Raw genomic sequence first — 21907 nt, 5'->3', positions numbered from 1 at the left:
TGTCTCATTACGCGGCGAGGAACGTGAGGGCCGCCGTGCAAGGTCTACACTGAGGCGCGTACAGCCCACATCACAGCGTCGTGGATCCGGGCGAATTCACTTCTGACCTGCGTGAAGGAAGAGCTGTCGTGACCAAGGCCGTGGTGTCCGCCAAACCCGTCGTCCTGATCGCCGAGGAGCTGTCGCCGGCCACCGTCGACGCGCTCGGCCCCGATTTCGAGATCCGGCACTGCAACGGCGCCGACCGCGCCGAGCTGCTCGCCGCGCTCCCCGAGGCCGACGCCCTGCTGGTGCGCTCCGCGACCAAGGTGAACGCCGAGGCGCTGGCCGTCGCCGGGCAGCTGAAGGTCGTCGCCCGGGCCGGCGTCGGCCTGGACAACGTCGACGTCGGCGCCGCCACCAAGGCCGGCGTCATGGTGGTCAACGCCCCCACCTCGAACATCACCTCCGCCGCGGAGCTGGCGATCGCGCTGCTGCTGGCCACCGCGCGGCACATCCCCAAGGCGAACGCCTCGCTGAAGTCCGGCAAGTGGGAGCGCAGCAAGTTCACCGGCGTGGAGCTGGACGAGAAGGTCGTCGGCATCGTCGGCTTCGGCCGGATCGGGCAGCTGGTCGCCCAGCGCCTGGCGCCGTTCGGCGTGCGGCTGCTGGCCTACGACCCCTACGTGCAGCCGGCCCGGGCCGGGCAGCTCGGCGCGAAGGTCGTCAGCCTGGACGAGCTGCTGGCCGAGTCCGACTTCATCACCGTGCACCTGCCGAAGACCCCCGAGACCCTCGGGCTCATCGGTGAGGAGGCGCTGACCAAGGTCAAGCCGGGCGTCCGGATCATCAACGCGGCGCGCGGCGGGATCGTGGACGAGGCCGCGCTGGCCATCGCGATCAAGGAGGGCCGGGTCGGCGGCGCCGGGGTCGACGTGTTCCTCACCGAGCCGTGCACCGAGTCCCCGCTGTTCGACCTGGACCAGGTCGTCGTGACCCCGCACCTGGGCGCCTCGACCGACGAGGCCCAGGAGAAGGCCGGCATCGCGGTGGCCAAGTCGGTGCGCCTGGCGCTGGCCGGCGAGCTGGTCCCGGACGCGGTGAACGTGCAGGGCGGCACCATCGCCGAGGACGTGCGTCCCGGCCTGCCGCTGGCCGAGCGCCTGGGCCGGGTCTTCACCGCCCTGGCCGGCGCCGCGCCGACCCAGCTCGACGTGATCGTCCGCGGCGAGATCACCCAGCACGACGTGAAGGTGCTCGAGCTGGCCGCGCTCAAGGGCGTGTTCGCCGACGTGGTCGAGCACTCGGTGTCCTACGTCAACGCCCCGCTGCTGGCCACCGAGCGCGGCATGGAGGTCCGGCTGACGACCAGCTCGGACAGCCCGGACTACCGCAACATGACCACGGTCCGCGGCGTCCTGGCCGACGGCTCGGTGGTCTCGGTCTCCGGCACCGTCACCGGCCCGCGCCTGGTCGAGAAGATCGTCGAGGTCGACGGCTTCCAGCTCGACGTCACCATCGCCGAGCACCTGCTCTTCCTGCGCTACACCGACCGCCCCGGCGTCGTCGGCCAGCTCGGCGGCGTCCTCGGCGCCGCGGGCATCAACATCGGCGGCATGCAGGTCGCCCGCGCCGCCAAGGGCGGCGAGGCCCTGGTCGCCCTCACCGTCGACTCGGTGGTCCCGGCCGGCCTGCTCGAGGAGATCAAGGCCGCCATCGGCGCCACCGCGGTGCACAGCATCTCGCTGGAGAACTGAGCACCGCCGGCCCGAGCCGGTCAGACAGAACACTGCGACGGGCGGTCCCGGATTCCGGGGCCGCCCGTCGGCGTGCGGGGCACGGGAAACCGGTCGCGGCGAGTGCGGCCGAGCGGGCAGTATCGGGGGCATGCGTACGCGACTGAGCGGGCGGTTCACCGGCGCCGACCATTAGGCGCCGTCAGAGTCTCTGACGGGACAGCCGCTGGAGTCAGCGTGTCCCGCACCGATCACCACCTCCCGGTCAGATACCGGGAGGGCATGCCGCCTCGGCTTGTCCTGCTGCCGTATTGGCGGGGCAAGCGCCGCAGCACCCTGGCCGTCTACGCCAACAGGCTCGAACGGCGTGCGCGAGCGGAATTCCGGACGTACAGCGTGCTCGTCGCGAGCACGTACCGGGCCGGCGGCGACCTCGAGCACCTTGCCGAGCCTGACGCCCGCCCGAGACACGGCGCGTGCTGGGACCTCTGGTGACCATGGTCGCCGACGCCCGCTGACGGTCGCGACCGCTACTCGGGCCGCCGCCCCCAAGCCGTGATGTGCGTCAGCGACAGGTCGACGACCTCAGGGTCCTGCAACAGGCGGCGCGCCTCCCGGTAGACCGCCTCGTCGAGTTCCATGCGCGGCCAGAGTTGGTCCCAGGTGCGGAGCCAGAATTCGTTGGGGGCGGTGCCGGCGCGCAGGGTCGGGGTGGTGGCCTGTTCGCCGATGGGGGTCAGGCCGAGTTCGCGGAGGTGGCCGGGGTAGTCGCGGGCGAAGTGGAAGTCGGTGCCGATGGTGGTGTTCAGCATGCGGCGCATGGCGGCGAAGGTTTGGCGGAGTGCTTGGTGGGGTGAGGAGTGGGTGGCGAAGTCGACGTCGTCGCCGACGATGAGCCAGCCGCCGGGGCGGACCCAGGAGGCCATGCGGGCCAGGAGGGCGGCGCGTTGCGGGGTGTGCATCAGGGTGAGGCGGCAGTGGACGAGGTCGTAGCGGCCCGGTTCGGCGGTCAGGGCGTCGGCTTCGAGGGCGTCGAGGTTCGGGGGGTGGGCGTAGGTGTCCAGCATGCGGGTGCTGCGGTCCAGGGCTGTGACGGTGCCCTGCGGGCCGACGGCGGCGGCGAGCCAGCGGGCGACGTGGCCCGGGCCCGTGCCGACGTCCAGGCAGCGCCATCCGGGGGATACGCCGAGCGCCTTCAGGCAGCCGAAGGTGTGGTCGTCGTACATGGCCGCGCGGGCGGACAGGCGGGGGATCTCGGTGTCGAGGCGCTCCGGGCGGAACAGGCGGTCGCCGTAGCGTTCGCGGGGTGGATCGGGCTGGTGCGCGGCGGTGTCGGGGGTGTGCGCGGGAGCCTGGCTCATAGCCCCTGATTCTTCGCTGCCGGGGCGGAACCGGCACTCCGGCGGCGAAGGGGGACGGAGCGGGGCGCATCGCGGTGGTCTCACATCGTAAGAACATCCGCCCGGGGCGCAGACAAGATTTAGTCGGATGTCCTAGTGTTTTCCTTGCGCCGCAGGCCACCCTTACCGCGGTAGTTCCTCAGCTGTACTCCGGCACCCTTCGGAGTCGTCCTCCCCTTAAGACGACCATCCGCTATCACGAGCCTGTCTGGAGTCCGCCATGACCCGCACCCGCCGTCCCCGCACCTCCCCGGCCTCCTCCGCGGAGGCCGCCGCCGCTGCCCGCGAAGCGCTGCAGCAGGCGCTGGACCGCCGCAGCCGCTGAGCGGCGTGAGCGTCCACATACCGAACACTCGCAGCTTGCCCATCGAGACACGGTTTACCGTAGGACCATGACAGCACCCTCCTCCATCCGGCTGGCCGTGATCCCCGGCGACGGCATCGGCGTCGAGGTCACCGCCGAGGCCCTGAAGGTCCTGCAGGCCGCGCTGCCGCAGGACGTGAAGGTGGAGGGCACCGAGTACGACCTCGGAGCCCGCCGCTACCACGCCACCGGCGAGACGCTTCCGGACGAGGTGCTCGCCGAGCTCCAGGGCTACGACGCGATCCTGCTCGGCGCGATCGGCGACCCGAGCGTGCCCTCCGGGGTGCTGGAGCGCGGGCTGCTGCTCAAGCTGCGTTTCGCCTTCGACCACCACGTCAACCTGCGGCCCTCGCGCCTGTTCCCGGGCGTACCCGGTCCGCTCAGGGAGCCCGGCGCGGTCGACTTCGTCGTGGTCCGCGAGGGCACCGAGGGTCCGTACACCGGCAACGGCGGGACCATCCGCAAGGGCACGGTGCACGAGGTGGCCACCGAGGTCAGCCTCAACACCGCCTACGGCGTCGAGCGCGTGGTGCGCGACGCCTTCGCCCGGGCCCAGGCCCGGCCGCGCAAGAAGCTGACGCTGGTCCACAAGACCAACGTGCTGGTCTTCGCCGGCTCCCTGTGGAGCCGGGTGTTCACCGAGGTCGCCGCGGAGTTCCCCGAGGTGGCCACCGACTACCTGCACGTCGACGCCGCGACCATCTTCCTGGCCACGCAGCCGGAGCGGTTCGACGTGATCGTCACCGACAACCTGTTCGGCGACATCATCACCGACCTCGCCGCCGCGGTCACCGGCGGCATCGGGCTGGCGGCCTCCGGGAACCTGGACGTCACCGGCACGTTCCCGTCGATGTTCGAACCCGTACACGGGTCGGCGCCGGACATCGCGGGCCAGGGCAAGGCGGACCCGACCGCCGCCGTGCTGTCCGCGGCCCTGCTCCTGGAGCACCTCGGACGGACCAAGGCGAGTCCGGTCCTGTCCGAATCCGCGCGCAAGATCGAGGCGGCCGTGGAGGCCGACCTCGCCGAGCGCGCGGCGCACGACGCGCCGCGGACGACCTCCGAGATCGGCGACGCGCTGGCGGCCAAGGCCGCCGGTCTGTAACACGCCGCTGTAGTGATCCCACCCGGACCGGCCTGGCGGCAGCACGAAGCCAGGCCGGTATCTGTCATGCCCGCCAAAGGGCACCAGTGCGAGGTATGCCTCGCCCCGCTCCTGGGGTAACGTCTCAGATAATGGGATTTTCCTGGGAGGGGCGCTGCGAGCTGCGCACCTCGGCTGCATTCCGGGCCAGAGCAGGCCGTCGAGGCCGTCAAGGAGGACGCGCGAGATGACACTGACCATCGATCTGAAGCCGAGCAGCACCCCCAAGGCCGTCGAGGAGCGCGAGGCGCTGAAGGCGGTGGGAGGGTTCGGCCAGATCTTCTCCGACCACATGGTCACGATCCGCTATACCGAGGGCAAGGGCTGGCACGACGCGGTCCTGGAGGCTTACGGCCCGGTGAGCCTGGACCCGGCGGCCTCGGTGCTGCACTACGGCCAGGAGATCTTCGAGGGCCTGAAGGCCTTCCGGACGGCGGACGGCCAGATCGTCTCCTTCCGCCCCGACGCCAACGCCGCGCGCTTCAACCGCAGCGCCGCCCGGATGGCGATGCCCGAGCTGCCCGAGGACCTGTTCCTGGCCGCCATCGACGCGCTGGTCACGGTCGACCGCGAGTGGGTGCCCGAGGGCGAGGGCCGCAGCCTGTACCTGCGGCCGTTCATGTTCGCCACGCAGGTGGGCCTCGGCGTGAACTCGCCGAGCAAGGAGTACCTGTTCATGCTCATCGCCGGTCCCGCCGGCTCCTACTTCGCCGGCGGCGTCAAGCCGGTGACGGTGTGGCTGTCCGAGGACTACGTGCGCGCGGTCAAGGGCGGCACCGGCGAGGCCAAGTGCGGCGGCAACTACGCGGCCAGCTTCCTGGCCCAGGCCCAGGCCGTGGAGCAGGGCTGCGACCAGGTGGTCTGGCTCGACGGCGTCGACCACAAGTACGTCGAGGAGATGGGCAGCAACAACCTCTACTTCGTCTACGGCACCGGCGCCGAGGCGCGGCTGATGACCCCGGCGCTGACCGGCTCGCTGCTGCCCGGCATCACCCGCGACTCGCTCCTGAAGGTGGCCGCCGACCTCGGCATCCCGGCCGAGGAGGGGACGATCTCGGTCGAGCAGTGGCGCGACGGCGTGGCCGCCGGGGAGATCACCGAGGTGTTCGGCTGCGGGACCGCGGCCGTGGTGACGCCGCTGGGCCGGGTCAAGGGCAAGGACGGCGAGTTCGCCATAGGTGACGGCGAGCCCGGCCCGGTGACGCTGCGCATCCGCGAGGCGCTGCTGGACATCCAGACCGGCAAGGCGCCCGACCTGCACCACTGGCTGCGCAAGATCGCCTAGCCGACCGGCCGGGGATCCGTTAACAGCTTGAAACCCGGCGGGGCGCGGGGGAAAGTCAGGGAGTGACCGACACTCTGACCGACTCCGCGCCCCGCCGTTCTTTGTGGCGGCATCGCGACTTCCTGCTCCTGTGGGGCGGGCAGTCGGTCAGCGAGATCGGCAGCGCGATCACCGTGCTGGCGCTGCCGCTGGCCGCGGTGGTGCTGCTGGATGCCAGCACCTTCCAGGTCGGGCTGCTGACCGCGATGAGCACGGTCCCGTTCCTGCTCGTCGCCTTGCCGGCCGGCGCGCTGGTCGACCGCGCCGCCAAGCACCGCCTGATGATGTGGTGCGATGTGGGCCGGCTGCTGCTGATGGCCTCGGTGCCGCTGGCCACGCTGCCCGGCCTGCACCTGACCTACCTCCATCTGCTGATCGTCGCGCTGGCGGCCGGTGTGCTGACCGTGTTCTTCGACGTCGCCTACCAGAGCTACCTGCCGGTGCTGCTGGAGCGCGGCGAGCTGGTCGACGGCAACGGCAAGCTCGGGACCACGCAGGCCTTCGCGCAGTTCGCCGGGCCCTCGCTCGGCGGAGTGCTGGTCGGGGCGCTCGGCGCGGCGCGGGCCCTGATCGTCGACGCCGCCAGCTACGGCCTGTCGGCGGTGTCGCTGCTGCTGATCCGGATGCCGGAACCGCCGCCGCATCCCAGCCACAAGGAACGCAGGATCCGAGACGGCATCAAGGAAGGGCTGCACTTCGTCGTGCGGCATCCGATCCTGCGCAAGGTCGTGGCGTGCACCGGCACCAGCAACCTGTTCAGCTCGATGCTGCTGGCCGTGGAGATCCCCTTCATGGTCCGGACGCTGCACCTCACGCCGAGCGGCGTCGGCGCGGTGCTCAGCCTGGCCGCGGTCGGCGGGATGGTCGGCGGCCTGGTCGCGCGGCCGCTGGCGCAGCGCTTCGGCAGCGCGCGGATCATCTGGCTGGCGCCGCTGGTGCTCGGGCTCCCGACGTTCCTGGCGCCGTTGGCGACGCCGGGGTGGGGCGCCCTGTTCTACCCCGCCGGCCTGACGTTCTTCGGGATGATGGCGGTCGTCTACAACGTCGCGCAGGTGTCCTACCGGCAGGCGATCACCCCGCACGCGCTGCTCGGCCGGATGAACGCCAGCGTTCGCTTCATCGTCTGGGGCACCATGCCGCTCGGCGCGCTGCTCGGCGGTCTGGTGGGTACCTGGCTCGGGCTGCGGCCCACGCTGTGGATCGCCGTGGCCGGCAGCTATGCGGCCGTGGCCTGGGTGTTCTTCTCGCCGCTGCGCCGCATGCGCGATGTACCCGATCCCGGATGACGAGACACGCTGTCCCAGCGGCTTCCGGATGTGGCAGGGTTGGAGCCATGCAGCAGCAGCCGCAGATTATTACGGCGTGCGCGCCGGCACCGGAGCAGCGATAACCACACTGCCCACCGCCAGCGCGCAGACCTCTCGTGGATTCCCACGGGGGGATTTTTGTTTTTCCCAAGCCTGCACAGCCGAGGAGTCCCGGGCATGTCCGCGAAAGACGTCTACGAGTCTTTTCACATCTACGACACCACCCTGCGCGACGGCAGCCAGCAGGAGGGCCTGTCCCTCGCTGTCGCCGACAAGCTCGCGATCGCCCGGCACCTGGACGCCCTGGGCGTCGGCTTCATCGAGGGCGGCTGGCCGGGCGCCGTCCCGAAAGACACAGAGTTCTTCCGGCGGGCTCAAACAGAGCTCGACCTGAAGCACGCGCAGCTCGCCGCGTTCGGCAAAACCCGCCGGACCGGCGTGAAGGCCGCCGACGACCCGCTGGTGGCCGCGCTGCGGGAGTCCGGGGCGCCGATCGTCACGCTGGTGGCCAAAAGCCATGTCCGGCATGTCGACCTGGCGCTCCGGACCACCTTGGAGGAGAACCTGGCGATGATCCGGGACACCGTGGAGCACCTGCACGCCGAGGGCCGCCGGGTGTTCCTGGACGCCGAGCACTTCTTCGACGGCTACCTGGCCGACCCCGCCTACGCCCTGGAGTGCCTGCGCACCGCCGCCGAGGCCGGCGCCGACGTGGCCGTGCTCTGCGACACCAACGGCGGCATGCTGCCCACGCAGCTCGCGGACATCGTGCACGAGGTGCGCGAGGCGAGCGGCACCCGGATCGGCATCCACACCCACGACGACGCCGCCTGCGCGGTGGCCAACGCGCTGGCCGCGGTCGACGCCGGCGCCACCCACGTGCAGGGCACGGCCAACGGCTACGGCGAGCGCTCGGGCAACGCGAACCTGTTCAGCGTGGTCGCCAACCTGCAGCTCAAGCTGGGCCGGGAGGTGATCCCGCCGGCCGGGCTGGCCGAGATGACCCGGATCGCGCACGCCGTCGCCGAGGTCACCAACCTCGCGCCGAACCCGCAGGCGCCCTACGTCGGGGTCTCGGCCTTCGCGCACAAGGCCGGGCTGCACGCCTCGGCGGTCCGTGTCGACCCGGACCTGTACCAGCACATCGACCCGCAGCTGGTCGGCAACGACATGCGGATGCTGGTCTCGGAGATGGCCGGCCGGGCCTCGATCGAGCTCAAGGGCCGGGAGCTGGGCTTCGACCTGTCCGCCGACCCCGACACGCTGGCCCGGGTGACCAACCGGGTCAAGGAGCTGGAGGCCCAGGGCTACTCCTTCGAGGCCGCCGACGCCAGCTTCGAGCTGCTGCTGCGCGGCGAGCTCGGCGGCGCGCCGGTGCGCTTCTTCGAGGTGCTGTCCTGGCGGACCTTCGCCGACCGGCTGGCCGACGGCCTGGTGGTCAACCAGGCGACGGTGAAGCTGCGGGTCAAGGGCGAGGAGGTGCTCGCCGCCGGCGAGGGCAACGGCCCGGTCAACGCGCTGGACAACGCGCTGCGCGCCGCGCTGGCCGCCGCCTATCCGGCGCTGGCGGGGCTGGAGCTGATGGACTACAAGGTCCGGATCCTCACCGGCGACCACGGCACCGCCTCGCGGACCAGGGTGCTGATCACCACCTCCGACGGCGTGGCGGAATGGTCCACGGTCGGCGTGGACGAGAATGTCATCACCGCGTCCTGGCAGGCACTGGTCGACGCCGTGACCTTCGGGCTCCTTGCCAAGGGTGAGACAGTGGTCTGAAGGGGACCCGAGAACTCACCGGGAAGGCTCGGGGATTGACCCGATCGGTGATGATTCCCGCCCTCATCTCGGTTATCTCCCGCTAATATGACGGTGCGTAAGGGGTCGGTGCCCTAGAGTCAGCCTTCCGTCGAAGTCAGCGAGGGTTGGTGACGCACTGCCATGGGACTGGACAGGCGAGGGCCGATCCCGGCCCTTCAGATGCGGCGGCTGCCCGGGGCGCGCCTCCACGGCGTGCCGCCGGGCTACACGGCCGTCGCCGTGCTGATCGCCGCGCACGCCTCGGTGTCCCTGGTCGGCCCGTCCGGCGCGGTCCCGGCCCTGATGGGCGACGCCGGTCTGGCCGCCGCGGCGGCCCTGGCGTCCGCGGCGTGCATGCATCGCACGGTCCTGATGGTCCGCCACTACCGCATGGCCTGCTTCCGCTGCTACTCCTGGCTGCTGGCCGGGCTCTCCTGCCTGGCCGCCGCCGTCGGGAACGCGGTGTGGGCCTGGTACGAACTGGTCCTGGACGTCGCCCCGCCGAGCCCGTCGGCCGCGGACTGGTCCTTCCTGTTCTTCGGGCCGCTGGCCCTGGCCGCCTTCGTCACCGCGCACGGCGAGCAGGTCAGCCTGTCGGCGCGGATCAGGCTGCTGCTGGACACCACGCTGGTGGCCGGCTCGCTGTTCGTGGTGGCCTGGGTGGTCGCGCTGGCGCTGGCCATCGAGCGGGTCGACTCCCCGGTGCGCACCTTCCTGGTCCTGGGCTACCCGGCCTTCGACCTGGCGCTGGTCAGCCTGCTGCTGGCGCTGCGGGCCCGCACGCCGGGGGAGCGCGGCGGGATCGGCACCGGGGTGCGGGTCGGCTACCTGATGATCGTGGTCTGCGACTCCATCTTCACCATGCCCGCGGTCCGGAACGGCTACCGGTCCGGCGGGCTGTTGGACACCGGCTGGTTCGCCGGCTACCTGGTCATCGCGGTGGCCGCCTGGTACGGCGACGGCTGGCGGCCCGAGCGCGTCGGCCGCGACGCGTCCGGCGCCGGGCAGGACTCCGCCTGCGGCGCCGGCTGCTCGATCGGGCTGCACGACTGCGACGCCGCCACCGGCCGCGAGGTCGCGCTCACCATCGCCGCGCCGGACATCCCCGCCCCCGGCGGCACGCGGTTCATCGACTCGCCGTCCCGCTGGGGCTCGTTGCTGCGGACGGTGCGGGGGATACTGCCGTATCTGGCTGCGGCCTTCTGCCTGGCCGGAGTCCTGGCCGACGGGTTGGACACGGCGCGCCGCATGGACCCGGTGGTGCTGATCGCCGGCGCCGCGGTGCTGGTCGCGCTGGTCGCCCGGCAGGCGCTGACGCTGTTCGAGAACCAGCGCCTGACCGAGGACCTGCGCCGCGCCGCCGCCACTTTGCAGCACCACGCGTACCACGACCCGCTCACCGGACTGGCCAACCGCGCGCTGCTCACCGACCGGCTGGAGCACGCGCTGACCCAGCGGCAGGCCGAATGGGAGCCGGTCGCGGTGATCTTCCTGGACCTGGACGGCTTCAAGGGGGTCAACGACTCCGTCGGCCACGAGACCGGCGACCGGGTCCTGGTCGAGGCGGCGGGCCGGATCTCCGGCTCGCTGCGGGTCGGGGACACCGTGGCCCGGTTCGGCGGGGACGAGTTCGTGATCGTGCTCGAGGTCGGCACGACCGTCGGCGGCGCGCTGGTGGTCGCCGAGCGGATCCGCGGGCGGCTGTGTGAGGAGTACCGCATCGAAGGGCCGGCGCACCACCTCGGCGCCTCGATCGGCGTGGCGTTCTCCGAGCCCGGCGGTTCGGCGTCCAACCTGCTGCGGCGCGCCGACGCCGCGATGTACCGGGCCAAGACCGCCGGGCGCAACCGCGTGGTCGCCGAACCGCTCGCGGCCACCTGGGCCATTTCGCATGGCGAGACCGCTCCGATCAATGCTTGACACAGATGAGGGCTCAGGAGGAGGGTTACGACCATGACGACACGACAGTCGATTCTCGTACTTGCCAGGCGCGTGGGCTGACCTCCAAAAGCAGCCACGCGCCTCCCCTCGTTGAGCCTTCCGGCTCCGAGGGTTTTTTGTTGGCCAGGTACGGTGATCGGAAGAAGAGAGAAAGTCATGACAGACCGCGGTGATCAGCAGGCGATCTCCGGCGCCGCCTCGTTGATCCGGTCGCTCGAGGAGAGCGGGGTCGACACCGTCTTCGGCATCCCCGGCGGCGCCATCCTCCCGGCCTACGACCCGCTGTTGGACTCCACCCGGCTGCGTCACATCCTCGTCCGCCACGAGCAGGGCGCGGGCCACGCGGCGACCGGCTACGCGCAGGCCACCGGCAAGGTCGGGGTCTGCATGGCGACCTCCGGGCCCGGCGCCACCAACCTGGTCACGCCGATCGCCGACGCGCACATGGACTCCGTCCCGCTGGTCGCGATCACCGGCCAGGTGCCCGGGCCGAACATCGGCACCGACGCCTTCCAGGAGGCGGACATCGTCGGCATCACCCTGCCGATCACCAAGCACAGCTTCCTGGTCAGCAACCCCGACGAGATCGCGCGTACCGTCGCCGAGGCGTTCCACATCGCCTCCACGGGCCGTCCGGGCCCGGTGCTGATCGACATCACCAAGGACGCGCTGCAGGCCTCGACCGACTTCTCCTGGCCGGTCGAGATGGACCTGCCCGGCTACCGCCCGGTCTCCAAGCCGCACGCCAAGCAGGTGCGCGAGGCCGCCCGGATGCTCACCGAGGCCAAGCGCCCGGTGCTGTACATCGGCGGCGGCGTGCTGAAGGCCCGGGCCACCACCGAGTTGCGGGTCCTGGCCGAGCTGACCGAGGCGCCGGTCGTCACCACGCTGATGGCCCGCGGCGCCTTCCCCGACAGCCACCCGCTGCACCTGGGCATGCCCGGCATGCACGGCACGGTCGCCGCGGTCACCGCGCTGCAGAAGGCCGACCTGATCGTCGCGCTGGGAACCCGCTTCGACGACCGGGTGACCGGCAAGCTGTCCGGCTTCGCGCCGAACGCCAAGATCGTGCACGCCGACATCGACCCGGCGGAGATCTCCAAGAACCGCACCGCCGACGTCCCGATCGTCGGGGACTGCCGCGAGGTGATCGCCGACCTGGTCGTCGCCGTGCAGTCCGAGCACGCCGCCGGCCGGCGCGGGGACTACGCCGCCTGGTGGGAGCAGCTCAACGGCTGGCGCAAGACCTACCCGCTGGGCTACGAGCGCCCCGGCGACGGCTCGCTGGCGCCGCAGCAGGTGATCGAGCGGCTGGGCCGGATCTCCGGACCGGAGACGATCTTCGCCGCCGGCGTGGGCCAGCACCAGATGTGGGCCTCGCAGTTCATCTCTTATGAGAACCCGTACACCTGGCTGAACTCCGGCGGCGCCGGGACCATGGGCTACGCGGTCCCGGCCGCGATGGGCGCCAAAGTCGGCATGCCGGACGCCACAGTCTGGGCGATCGACGGCGACGGCTGCTTCCAGATGACCAACCAGGAACTGGCCACCTGCGCCATCAACGACATCCCGATAAAGGTGGCCGTGATCAACAACGGCACCCTGGGGATGGTCCGGCAGTGGCAGACCATGTTCTACGGCAAGCGCTACTCCAACACCGATCTGCACTCCCGCCGGATCCCGGACTTCGTGAAGCTGGCCGAGGCCTACGGCTGCGTCGGTCTGCGCTGCGAGTCCCCGGAGGACCTGGACCGGACGATCGAGAAGGCGATGGAGATCAACGACGCGCCGGTGGTCGTGGACTTCGTGGTGCACCAGGACGCGATGGTGTGGCCGATGGTCCCCGCCGGGGTGTCCAATGATGAAATCCTGGCCGCGCAGGATGTGCGGCCAGACTTCGGAGACGGCGAAGAATGAGCCACGCAGAAGTGCGCGCTTCCATCCAACACAGCGGTGACGGGGAGGAATAGAGACTATGTCACGACACACCCTGTCCGTCCTGGTCGAGAACAAGCCCGGGGTCCTGACCCGGGTCGCCGGCCTGTTCGCCCGCCGCGCCTTCAACATCGAGTCGCTGGCGGTCGGGCCCACCGAGCACGAGGACGTCTCCCGCATCACGCTGGTGGTCACCGTCGAGGACCATCCGCTGGAGCAGGTCACCAAGCAGCTCAACAAGCTGGTCAACGTGCTGAAGATCGTCGAGCTGGACCCGGCGGCCAGCGTGCAGCGCGAACTGCTCCTGGTCAAGGTGCGCTGCGACCAGGACAGCCGGGCCGAGGTGCTGGCCACCGTGCAGCTGTTCCGGGCCAAGATCGTCGACGTCGCCCCGGACGCGGTGACCGTCGAGGCCACCGGCGACAGCGAGAAGATCGAGGCGCTGCTGCGGGTTCTGGAGCCCTTCGGGGTCAAGGAACTGGTCCAGTCCGGGATGGTGGCCATCGGCCGCGGCTCCCGCTCGATCGCGGACCGGCCGCTGCGCACGGTCACCCCCGAGGACGTCCGGGCACACCACGAGGGCAACCACGCCCACGCCGCCAACGGCTCCCGGGACAACCACAACCGCACCCACAGAAAGCAAATGAGCGACCACCATGGCTGAGATGTACTACGACGACGACGCGGACCTGAGCATCATCCAGGGCCGCAGCGTCGCGGTCCTGGGCTACGGGTCCCAGGGCCACGCGCACGCGCTGTCCCTGCGGGACTCGGGCGTGGACGTCCGGGTCGGCCTGCACGAGGGCTCCAAGTCCCGGCAGGCGGCCGAGGAGGCCGGGCTGCGGGTCCTCACCCCGTTCGAGGCCTGCGAAGAGGCCGACGTGATCATGATCCTGGTGCCGGACCCGGTGCAGCGCAAGGTCTACGCCGAGGCCGTCGAGCCGAACCTGGCCGAGGGCGACGCGATCTTCTTCGGCCACGGCCTGAACATCCGCTACGGCCTGATCAAGCCGCCGGCCGGCGTCGACGTGTGCATGGTCGCCCCCAAGGGACCGGGCCACCTGGTGCGCCGGCAGTTCACCGAGGGCCGCGGCGTGCCCTGTCTGATCGCCGTGGAGCAGGACGCCACCGGCACCGCGACCGAGCTCGCGCTGTCCTACGCCAAGGGCATCGGCGGCACCCGCGCCGGCGTCATCAAGACCACCTTCACCGAGGAGACCGAGACCGACCTGTTCGGCGAGCAGGCGGTGCTCTGCGGCGGTGCCGAGGCCCTGATCAAGGCGGGCTTCGAGACCCTGACCGAGGCCGGCTACCAGCCGGAGGTCGCCTACTTCGAGTGCCTGCACGAGCTCAAGCTCATCGTCGACCTCATGTACGAGGGCGGCCTGGAGAAGATGAACTGGTCGGTCTCGGAGACCGCCGAGTGGGGCGGCTACGTCACCGGTCCCCGGATCGTCGACGACCGGACCAAGGCCACGATGAAGCAGGTGCTCACCGAGATCCAGGACGGCAGCTTCGCCAACAACTGGATCGCCGAGTACGACGCGGGTCTGCCGAACTACAAGAAGTATGTCGAGGCCGAGGAGCAGCACCCGATCACCGCGACCGGCAAGAAGCTGCGCTCGATGATGTCCTGGATCCGCGAGGGCTGATCCGCCCCGCACCGCGCCTGCCAAGGGCCGGTACCGCACACAGGTGCGGTACCGGCCCTTCGTGTTCTGCTTAGCACTTGATCACCACTCGTCACTCTTTTGGCATGCTCACACTGAATGCCCTGCTATGTCGGGAATAGAGTGGCGAACGCGCTCCCAGCAGCGCGTTCGCAAGGTGTGTCCCGACAGGAGGAGAGAGATGGGCGTCAGCAGGAGGACACTCGCGCTGCAGACCGGAGCGATCGCGGCGGCGGTGGCCTTGGCCGCCACCGCCTGCGGCAGCAGCAAGAGCGGCGGAGGATCCACCACCGGTTCCGGTTCGGGCGCCGGCACGCCCATCGCCGACCGGAACTCGGTCAACGCCGCGACCGTGAAGCAGGGCGGGAAGATCACCTGGACCATCGAGAAGACGGTCCAGGACTGGAACCCGCTCACCTCTCTGGGCAACACGTTCGACTACGCGCAGACCACGAACGGCATCTACCCGGACGTCTACGTCCCGCAGCCGGACTACTCGCTGGTGCTGAACACCGACCTGATGGCCGGGGACCCGGTGGTCACCAACGCCACCTCGACCGAGCCGCAGAAGATCGTCTACAAGATCCAGCCGAACGCCAAGTGGTCCGACGGGACCCCGGTCACCGCCGACGACTTCATCTACCTGTGGCAGGCGCAGAACGGCACCAACCCGAACGTCGACGTGGCCAGCACCACCGGCTACAGCGACGTGGCCTCGGTGACCGGCAGCGACAACGGCAAGACCGTGACCGTCGCCTTCAAGCAGGACAAGCCCTTCTCGGACTGGAAGAGCCTGTTCACCTCGATCCTGCCGGCGCACGTCGCCAAGCAGCACGGCGACGTCGCGGCCTCCTTCACCTGGCTGGACGCCAACCCCCCGACGGTCTCCGCCGGCCCGTTCGAGATCGCCCCCGGCGGCGTCTCGGCCGACAAGAGCCTGATCAAGACGATCAAGAACCCGCAGTACTACGGCAAGCCGGCCAACCTCGACGAGGTCGACTTCCGCGCGATCACCGACTCCTCGCAGGAGCCGACCGCGCTGGCCAACGGCGAGGTGGACGGCATCTACCCGCAGCCGCAGCTGGACCTGGTGAACCGGGTCAAGAGCATCGCCGGCGTGGACTACCACATCAACCAGGGCCTGGTCTGGGAGCACATCGACCTGAACCTGCGCAACAGCGCCTTCGGCGGCCCGGCCGACGCCGACCAGACCCAGCCGGCCAAGGTCGCGCTGCGCCAGGCGATGTTCACCGCCTTCGACCGGCTCGGCCTGCTGAACCGGACGATCAAGCAGTTCGACAGCGACGCGGCGGTGCTGAACAACCGCATGGTGGTGCCCGGCCAGCCCGGCTACCAGGACAACGCCTCCGCGATGTACCCGGAGTCCGGGGACCTGAACAAGGCCAAGCAGCTGCTCACCACGGCCGGCTACAAGGGCGTGGGCACCGCGCTGGTGGACCCCAGCGGCAAGGCCGTCCCGGCGTTCAGCATGCGCTACACCGTCGGCAACCAGCTGCGCCAGGACACCTGCAACCTGTTCGCGCAGGCCATGAAGCAGCTGGGGATCACGGTCAACGTCAGCTCCACCGACGCCCTGGGCAAGACCCTGACCCAGTCCGACGCGCAGCACACGTACGACATCATCGTCTTCGCCTGGGTGGACACCCCGTTCCCCAACTCGGCGAACCAGCCGCTGTACACCACCACGACGCAGGGCAACCCGCAGAGCAACTACGGGTACTACAGCAACGCGAACGTGGACAAGTGGCTGGCCGACGCCACGGTCAACCCCGACCAGACGGCCCGGGAGAAGGACCTGAACCAGGCCGACGCGCAGATCACCAAGGACGCGTACACGCTGCCGCTGTACCAGAAGCCGACGATGATCGCGTACAAGAACACCCTGGGCAACGTGCGGGACAACCCGACGCAGATCGGCCCGACGTACAACATCGCGCAGTGGGGCCAGAAGTAGGTCCGGTGCCGGCCGGGCGCGCCGAGCGCGCCCGGCAGCCCGGCGCAGATCCGGTCCCGTCCGCCCCTGACTAGAAGGCTCGATGCGATGATCGCCTTCACGATCCGCCGCCTGCTGGTGTCGATCCCCATCCTGATCCTGTCCACGTTCCTGGTCTTCCTGCTGGTGGCCTGGGGCGCGGACCCGCTGGGCGACTTCAAGTCCAAGAACCCGCCGCCGTCCGCGGCCGAGGTCGCCGCGCGCGAGCACGCGCTCGGCCTGGACCACGGCCTGCTGGTCCAGTACTGGAACTGGATCAAGAACCTGGTGCTCCACGGCGACTTCGGGCCCTCGGTGCAGGGCTCGGCCTTCGACATCAACGCCGAGCTCGGCCGCCGGACCTGGGTCACCTTCCGGCTGGTGATCTGCGCCATCATCATCGCGCTGATCCTGGCCGTGGTGGTCGGCGTGATCACGGCGATGAAGCAGTACAGCATCACCGACTACGTCGCGACCCTGATCGGCTTCTTCTTCCTGTCGCTGCCGGTGTTCTGGTTCGCGATCCTGCTCAAGATCTGGGCCACCGACATCAACAACTCCCTGGGCACGAACATCAAGACCCTGGGGCCGCCGGGAGGCCAGTGGGGCGGGATCGGCAGCTGGGCCGGGTACCTGGTGCTGCCGACCATCACCTTGGCGCTGAGCTCCTACGCCACCTGGGCCCGGTTCCAGCGGGCGTCGATGCTGGACGTGCTGAACAGCGACTACATGCGGCTGGCCCGGGCCAAGGGCCTGACGCCGAGGCGGGTCATGGTCCGCCACGGCCTGCGCACCGCGCTGATCCCGATGACCACGCAGGTGACCCTGGACGTCGCGGCGATCATGGGCGGCACGGTGATCACCGAGCGCATCTTCCAGTGGCAGGGCCTGGGCACGATGTTCATCAACGGCATCCAGACCCAGGACACCAACACGGTGCTGGCCTGGCTGCTGATCTCGGCGACCCTGGTGATCGTCTTCAACCTGATCGCGGACCTGCTCTACGCGGTCCTGGACCCCCGCATCCGGCTGGCGTAGGAGGGATGAGACGTGGCTGACGACATCCCGCCGCGGGACGTCAACGACGAGCCGGGGGAGTCCGACCTCCCCGGGACCCCGGGCGGCCGGGGCGCGGAGTTCCTGGGCGAGCAGGGCCAGCAGCCCGGGCTGATGATAGACGCCGTCACCCCGGGCGGCGAGGACATACTGCAGTCGGGCACCGAGCCGGCCGACACCGAGTTCACGATCGCCGCGCGCAACCAGTGGCAGCTGGTGCTGCGCCGCTTCCGGCAGCACAAGCTGGCGGTGGCCTCGGCGGTGGTGCTGCTGCTGGTGATCCTGTTCGCCACCCTCGGGCCGGCGATCTGGAAGTACGGCCCGAACGACTTCAGCAACGACTTCTCGGTCGCGCCCTCGCTCAGCCATCCCTTCGGCACCGACTCCAACGGCGCCGACCACATGGCGCAGGTGATGGCCGGGACCCAGCTGTCGCTGAAGATCGCCTTCACCGTGGCGATCGCCGGCACCGTCTTCGGCTCGATCTACGGCGCGATCTCCGGCTTCTACCGCGGCGCCACCGACACCCTGATGATGCGCCTGGTCGACCTGGTGCTGACCATCCCGGCGCTGGCCGTCGGCGCGCTGCTGGGCAAGAAGTTCGGCAACAACTGGGTGCTGCTGGCCGTGGTGCTGGCCGGCCTGCTGTGGACCGGCTCGGCCCGCGTGGTGCGCGGGCAGGTGCTCTCGGTGCGCGAGAAGGAGTACATCGAGGCGGCGCGGGCGCTGGGCGCCACCGACCGGCGGATCATCTTCCGGCACATCCTGCCGAACGTGGCCGGCCCGATCATCGTGCTGTTCACCCTGCTGGTGGCCGCCGCGGTGCTGACCGAGACGGCGCTGAGCTATCTGGGCTTCGGCGTGCAGTTCCCGGACATCTCCCTGGGCTCGCTGATCACCAGCGGCGAGACCGCGGCGACCGGCGGCAGAGGCTGGCTGTTCTACTTCCCGGGCCTGTTCATCATCCTGATCGCGCTGACCGTGAACTTCATCGGCGACGGCCTGCGCGACGCCCTCGACCCGACGCAGACGAAGGCCCGCGCATGAGTACCGACTTCTCCGCGTTCTCCGCCGCGAGCCCCGGCGTCCCGACTCCCGGCGGCGGGGGCTCCGCCGAGATCGTGCTGTCGGTCAAGGACCTGACCGTCACCTTCCCCAGCGACGACGGGCCGGTGAAGGCCGTCCGCGGCGTGTCCTACGACCTGCACGCCGGCGAGGTGCTGGGCATCGTCGGGGAGTCCGGCTCGGGCAAGTCGGTGACCTCGATGGCGGTCATGGGCCTGCTGCCCAAGACCGCGCGGACGGCGGGCTCGGTGCTCTTCCGAGGCCGGGAGCTGCTCGGGCTCACCGAGAAGGAGATGACCGATATCCGGGGCAAGAAGATCGCGATGATCTTCCAGGACCCGATGACCTCGCTGAACCCGGTCTACAAGATCGGCTGGCAGCTCTCGGAGGCGGTGCTGGCGCACAACGACGTCTCCAAGGAGGTGGCGCGCAAGCGCGCGCTGGAGCTGCTGGAGATCGTCGGCATCCCCTCGCCGGACCGGCGGATCGACCAGTATCCGCACGAGTTCTCCGGCGGCATGCGCCAGCGCGTGGTGATCGCCATCGCGATGGCCAACGACCCCGACGTGATCATCGCCGACGAGCCGACCACCGCCCTGGACGTGACGGTCCAGGCCCAGGTCCTCGAGGCGCTCCGCGCGGCGCAGAAGGAGACCGGCGCCGCGATGGTGCTGATCACCCACGACCTCGGCGTGGTCGCCGGCCAGGCCGACCGCGTCCTGGTGATGTACGCCGGCAAGCCGGTCGAGATCGGGCCCATCGACGGCATCTACTACCACCCGCGCATGCCCTACACCGTGGGCCTGCTGGGCTCCCTGCCCCGCCTGGACCAGCGCAGCCAGGAGAAGCTGACCCCGATCCCCGGCACCCCGCCCTCGGTGGTGAACCTGCCGCCCGGCTGCCCCTTCGCCCCCCGCTGCCCGCTGCGCACCGACATCTGCCTGGAATCCGAACCGGCCCTCCTCCCCGCCCTCGGCGCCGACCACGAGGCCGCCTGCCACCACTCGGACCTGCTGACGCACGAGGGCGCGATGGACATCTTCAGCACCGACCCCAACGCCGTGCCGGGCGAGGGCCCGGACGCGGGTCCCGCCGGCCCCGGCGGCGAGAACGGAGCCGCGCAGTGAGCACCCCCGCCACGCCCGCCACGCCCGAACCGGAACCCGAGCCGGTGCCCCCGACACCCGGCGGGTCCGAGCGCGATGCGGCGCCTCCGACGAGTGGTACGGCGGAGCAGGGGCGCGGGCACGGGCGCGATGGGCGTCCGACCAGCGAGTCTGCTGCCGAGCCGGTGCCTCCGAGGGCTGGTACGCCCGAGTCCGAGCCGGGGTCTTCGCCGGGCGCCGAGCGTGGTGCCGAGCCGGTGTCTCCGACGCGTGTCACGCCCGAGCCCGCGGCAGTGCCTCCGACAGCCGTCGAGCCTGGCGCCGAGCGCGGGTCTTCGATGCCTGTCACGCCCGAGCCCGAGCACCTCGCGCGCCCGGCCACCGAGTCCGTCGCCGCGCCGGTGCTTTCGACGCCTGGCGGCCAGCCGGAGCCTCCGATGCCGGCGGAGCCTGCTGCCGAGGTGGGGTCTTCCACGCCTGGTGCCGAGCCCGTGCCTGCTGCGCTGGCCGCCGAGGCCGCGCTCGCCTCGTCCTCCAAGCCTCCGGTGTCCGCTTCCAGCGCGCCGCTCTTGACCGTCAAGAACCTGGTCAAGGAGTTCCCGATCCGCTCCTCCGGCCTGATTCGCAAGCAGGTCGGTGTGGTGCAGGCGGTGTCGGACATCTCCTTCGAGATCTCCGCCGGCGAGACGCTGGGCTTGGTGGGGGAGTCCGGGTGCGGGAAGTCCACGACGTCGCGTGCGGTGCTGCATCTGCAGCGGGCCACCAGTGGCACCGTGGTGTTCGACGGCGTCGATCTCACCACCGTCGGCAAGAACGACCTGCGCCGTCTGCGCCGGGACATGCAGCTGGTGTTCCAGGATCCGTTCGCTTCGCTGGATCCGCGTATCACGGTGAACGAGATCATCGCCGAACCGCTGCGTATTCACGGGCTCTACGGCGACAAGGGCTCTGGCCGGAAGAAGGTCAACGACTTGATGGCCACCGTCGGTCTCAAGCCGGAGCACGGCAACCGCTATCCGCACGAGTTCTCCGGCGGGCAGCGGCAGCGCATCGGTATCGCGCGGGCGCTGGCGCTGCGGCCGAAGCTGCTGGTCCTGGACGAGCCAGTGTCGGCGCTGGACGTCTCCATCCAGGCCGGCGTGATCAACCTGCTGGAGGAGTTGCAGGACGAGCTGGGGCTGGCGTACCTGTTCGTCGCGCACGACCTGTCGGTGGTGCGGCACATCGCCGACCGGGTGGCGGTCATGTACCTGGGCAAGATCGTCGAGCTGGGTCCGCGCGACCAGCTCTTCGACCATCCGCAACATCCGTACACGCAGGCGCTGATCTCGGCGATCCCGATCCCCGACCCGCGCCGTGAGCGGACCCGGCAGCGGATCCTGTTGCAGGGTGATGTGCCCTCGCCGGCGAACCCGCCGTCCGGCTGCCGTTTCCGGACGCGCTGCCCGAAGTTCCTGACGCTGACCTCGGAGCAGCAGCAGAAGTGCATCAACGAGGAGCCGCTGCTGGTCGGGCGCGGTCCCGGCGGGATGGCGACGAGCGAGGACGCGGTGCACAAGGCGGCGTGCCACTACGCGGAGTCGCTGCGGTTGCTGTGAAGCCGGGCTGCGAACAATCGCAGCCCGGCCTCAGCGAACCCTTCGCCCCCGGCCGCGATCCTCGCCGCCGGGGGGCGGGTGCTACATCCCGGAGAGCTTCGTCGGGCGCACGCCGATCTTCACCCGGTCCTTGGCGTCGGCGGGGACGACCGCCTTGCCGTCGTACCACTCCGACAGCGTCTGATACATCGTCGCCTCGGGGTCGGCCTCGACCGTCTCGACCACGCCGCGGATCTCGAGGTAGTCGTAGCCGCTGTCCGGGTCCATGATCGAGATCGAGACCCGCGGCTCGTGCGCGATGTTCTTGTACTTCTGGCGGTAGCTGGTGTGGGTGAACCACAGCAGCTCCCCGTCCCACTTGAACCACATCGGGTTCACCTGGGGCGCGCCGTCCGGGCGGACCGTGGCCAGGTTGACCAGCACCGGCTTCTCCAGCAGGGCGCGGGCTTTGTCGGAGATCTCAAGCGTCATGGGTGTTCCCAACTCGTTGTG

General features: G+C 70.3%; 16 protein-coding genes and 1 pseudogene. 15 read left to right on the top strand and 2 right to left on the bottom strand.

Annotated features, from left to right (window positions below):
* Window positions 1-143 precede the first annotated feature (143 nt).
* Together serA and CACI_RS38495 are read left to right on the top strand one after the other, a co-directional pair.
* Window positions 144-1736, top strand: a complete 1593-nt coding sequence (serA, locus tag CACI_RS38500; protein ID WP_041543479.1) for a phosphoglycerate dehydrogenase — start codon at window positions 144-146, stop codon at window positions 1734-1736.
* 216 nt (window positions 1737-1952) lie between these two features.
* On the top strand, window positions 1953-2210 hold the full coding sequence (locus CACI_RS38495; RefSeq protein ID WP_015796339.1) for a hypothetical protein: 258 nt from the start codon (window positions 1953-1955) through the stop codon (window positions 2208-2210).
* A 35-nt stretch (window positions 2211-2245) separates the two neighbouring features.
* Here the strand turns inward: CACI_RS38495 and CACI_RS38490 are convergent, their stop codons facing one another.
* Window positions 2246-3076, bottom strand: a complete 831-nt coding sequence (locus tag CACI_RS38490) for a class I SAM-dependent methyltransferase (protein ID WP_015796338.1) — start codon at window positions 3074-3076, stop codon at window positions 2246-2248.
* 431 nt (window positions 3077-3507) lie between these two features.
* On the opposite strand from CACI_RS38490, the gene CACI_RS38485 reads away from it, so the two are divergent.
* The 13 genes and pseudogenes from CACI_RS38485 to CACI_RS38425 all read left to right on the top strand — a co-directional run bounded on the left by CACI_RS38485 (window position 3508) and on the right by CACI_RS38425 (window position 21415).
* Entirely contained in the window at window positions 3508-4584 is a 1077-nt protein-coding gene (locus tag CACI_RS38485) for a 3-isopropylmalate dehydrogenase (RefSeq protein ID WP_015796336.1), read from the top strand.
* A gap of 226 nt (window positions 4585-4810) precedes the next feature.
* Complete coding sequence (locus CACI_RS38480) at window positions 4811-5908, top strand: branched-chain amino acid aminotransferase (RefSeq protein WP_015796335.1); 1098 nt, start codon at window positions 4811-4813, stop codon at window positions 5906-5908.
* Between the two features lie 62 nt (window positions 5909-5970).
* A complete protein-coding gene (locus CACI_RS38475; protein WP_015796334.1) occupies window positions 5971-7233 on the top strand; it encodes an MFS transporter in 1263 nt (420 codons plus the stop codon).
* Window positions 7234-7431: 198 nt separating this feature from the next.
* Window positions 7432-9030, top strand: a complete 1599-nt coding sequence (gene cimA, locus CACI_RS38470) for a citramalate synthase (protein WP_015796333.1) — start codon at window positions 7432-7434, stop codon at window positions 9028-9030.
* 162 nt (window positions 9031-9192) lie between these two features.
* Window positions 9193-10971, top strand: a complete 1779-nt coding sequence (locus CACI_RS38465) for a GGDEF domain-containing protein (protein WP_015796332.1) — start codon at window positions 9193-9195, stop codon at window positions 10969-10971.
* Window positions 10972-11148: 177 nt separating this feature from the next.
* A complete protein-coding gene (locus CACI_RS38460) occupies window positions 11149-12909 on the top strand; it encodes an acetolactate synthase large subunit (RefSeq protein ID WP_015796331.1) in 1761 nt (586 codons plus the stop codon).
* Between the two features lie 58 nt (window positions 12910-12967).
* Window positions 12968-13477: pseudogene (gene ilvN / locus CACI_RS38455) on the top strand (acetolactate synthase small subunit); the annotation flags it as partial.
* Between the two features lie 106 nt (window positions 13478-13583).
* Window positions 13584-14579, top strand: coding sequence for a ketol-acid reductoisomerase (gene ilvC, locus CACI_RS38450; protein ID WP_015796329.1), 996 nt, complete (start codon window positions 13584-13586; stop codon window positions 14577-14579).
* Between the two features lie 199 nt (window positions 14580-14778).
* On the top strand, window positions 14779-16572 hold the full coding sequence (locus CACI_RS38445) for an ABC transporter family substrate-binding protein (protein ID WP_015796328.1): 1794 nt from the start codon (window positions 14779-14781) through the stop codon (window positions 16570-16572).
* Window positions 16573-16659: 87 nt separating this feature from the next.
* Window positions 16660-17628 (top strand): ABC transporter permease, encoded by a 969-nt coding sequence (locus tag CACI_RS38440; RefSeq protein WP_015796327.1) that lies wholly within the window; start codon window positions 16660-16662, stop codon window positions 17626-17628.
* 12 nt (window positions 17629-17640) lie between these two features.
* Window positions 17641-18693, top strand: coding sequence for an ABC transporter permease (locus tag CACI_RS38435; RefSeq protein WP_015796326.1), 1053 nt, complete (start codon window positions 17641-17643; stop codon window positions 18691-18693).
* Window positions 18690-19838: an ABC transporter ATP-binding protein gene (locus CACI_RS38430; RefSeq protein WP_015796325.1), complete on the top strand. Its 1149-nt coding sequence runs from the start codon at window positions 18690-18692 to the stop codon at window positions 19836-19838. Before CACI_RS38435 ends, CACI_RS38430 begins: the two co-directional genes overlap by 4 nt.
* Window positions 19839-20155: 317 nt before the next feature.
* A complete protein-coding gene (locus CACI_RS38425; RefSeq protein ID WP_015796324.1) occupies window positions 20156-21415 on the top strand; it encodes an ABC transporter ATP-binding protein in 1260 nt (419 codons plus the stop codon).
* 81 nt (window positions 21416-21496) lie between these two features.
* Here the strand turns inward: CACI_RS38425 and CACI_RS38420 are convergent, their stop codons facing one another.
* Window positions 21497-21886, bottom strand: coding sequence for a PPOX class F420-dependent oxidoreductase (locus CACI_RS38420; RefSeq protein WP_015796323.1), 390 nt, complete (start codon window positions 21884-21886; stop codon window positions 21497-21499).
* Between the last annotated feature and the right edge of the window lie 21 nt (window positions 21887-21907).

It is taken from the genome of Catenulispora acidiphila DSM 44928, assembly GCF_000024025.1.
Lineage (GTDB): Bacteria > Actinomycetota > Actinomycetes > Streptomycetales > Catenulisporaceae > Catenulispora > Catenulispora acidiphila.
This window is presented reverse-complemented; position numbering and strand designations above follow the sequence as displayed.

What these genes read in the sequence shown, in the direction of transcription:
- CACI_RS38490 (WP_015796338.1), bottom strand. Translation starts at nt 3,076, where the DNA reads ATGAGCCAGGCTCCCGCGCACACCCCCGACACCGCCGCGCACCAGCCC.
- CACI_RS38485 (WP_015796336.1), top strand. Translation starts at nt 3,508, where the DNA reads ATGACAGCACCCTCCTCCATCCGGCTGGCCGTGATCCCCGGCGACGGC.
- CACI_RS38480 (WP_015796335.1), top strand. Translation starts at nt 4,811, where the DNA reads ATGACACTGACCATCGATCTGAAGCCGAGCAGCACCCCCAAGGCCGTC.
- cimA (WP_015796333.1), top strand. Translation starts at nt 7,432, where the DNA reads ATGTCCGCGAAAGACGTCTACGAGTCTTTTCACATCTACGACACCACC.
- CACI_RS38465 (WP_015796332.1), top strand. Translation starts at nt 9,193, where the DNA reads ATGGGACTGGACAGGCGAGGGCCGATCCCGGCCCTTCAGATGCGGCGG.
- CACI_RS38460 (WP_015796331.1), top strand. Translation starts at nt 11,149, where the DNA reads ATGACAGACCGCGGTGATCAGCAGGCGATCTCCGGCGCCGCCTCGTTG.
- ilvC (WP_015796329.1), top strand. Translation starts at nt 13,584, where the DNA reads ATGGCTGAGATGTACTACGACGACGACGCGGACCTGAGCATCATCCAG.
- CACI_RS38445 (WP_015796328.1), top strand. Translation starts at nt 14,779, where the DNA reads ATGGGCGTCAGCAGGAGGACACTCGCGCTGCAGACCGGAGCGATCGCG.
- CACI_RS38440 (WP_015796327.1), top strand. Translation starts at nt 16,660, where the DNA reads ATGATCGCCTTCACGATCCGCCGCCTGCTGGTGTCGATCCCCATCCTG.
- CACI_RS38430 (WP_015796325.1), top strand. Translation starts at nt 18,690, where the DNA reads ATGAGTACCGACTTCTCCGCGTTCTCCGCCGCGAGCCCCGGCGTCCCG.
- CACI_RS38425 (WP_015796324.1), top strand. Translation starts at nt 20,156, where the DNA reads ATGCCTGTCACGCCCGAGCCCGAGCACCTCGCGCGCCCGGCCACCGAG.
- CACI_RS38420 (WP_015796323.1), bottom strand. Translation starts at nt 21,886, where the DNA reads ATGACGCTTGAGATCTCCGACAAAGCCCGCGCCCTGCTGGAGAAGCCG.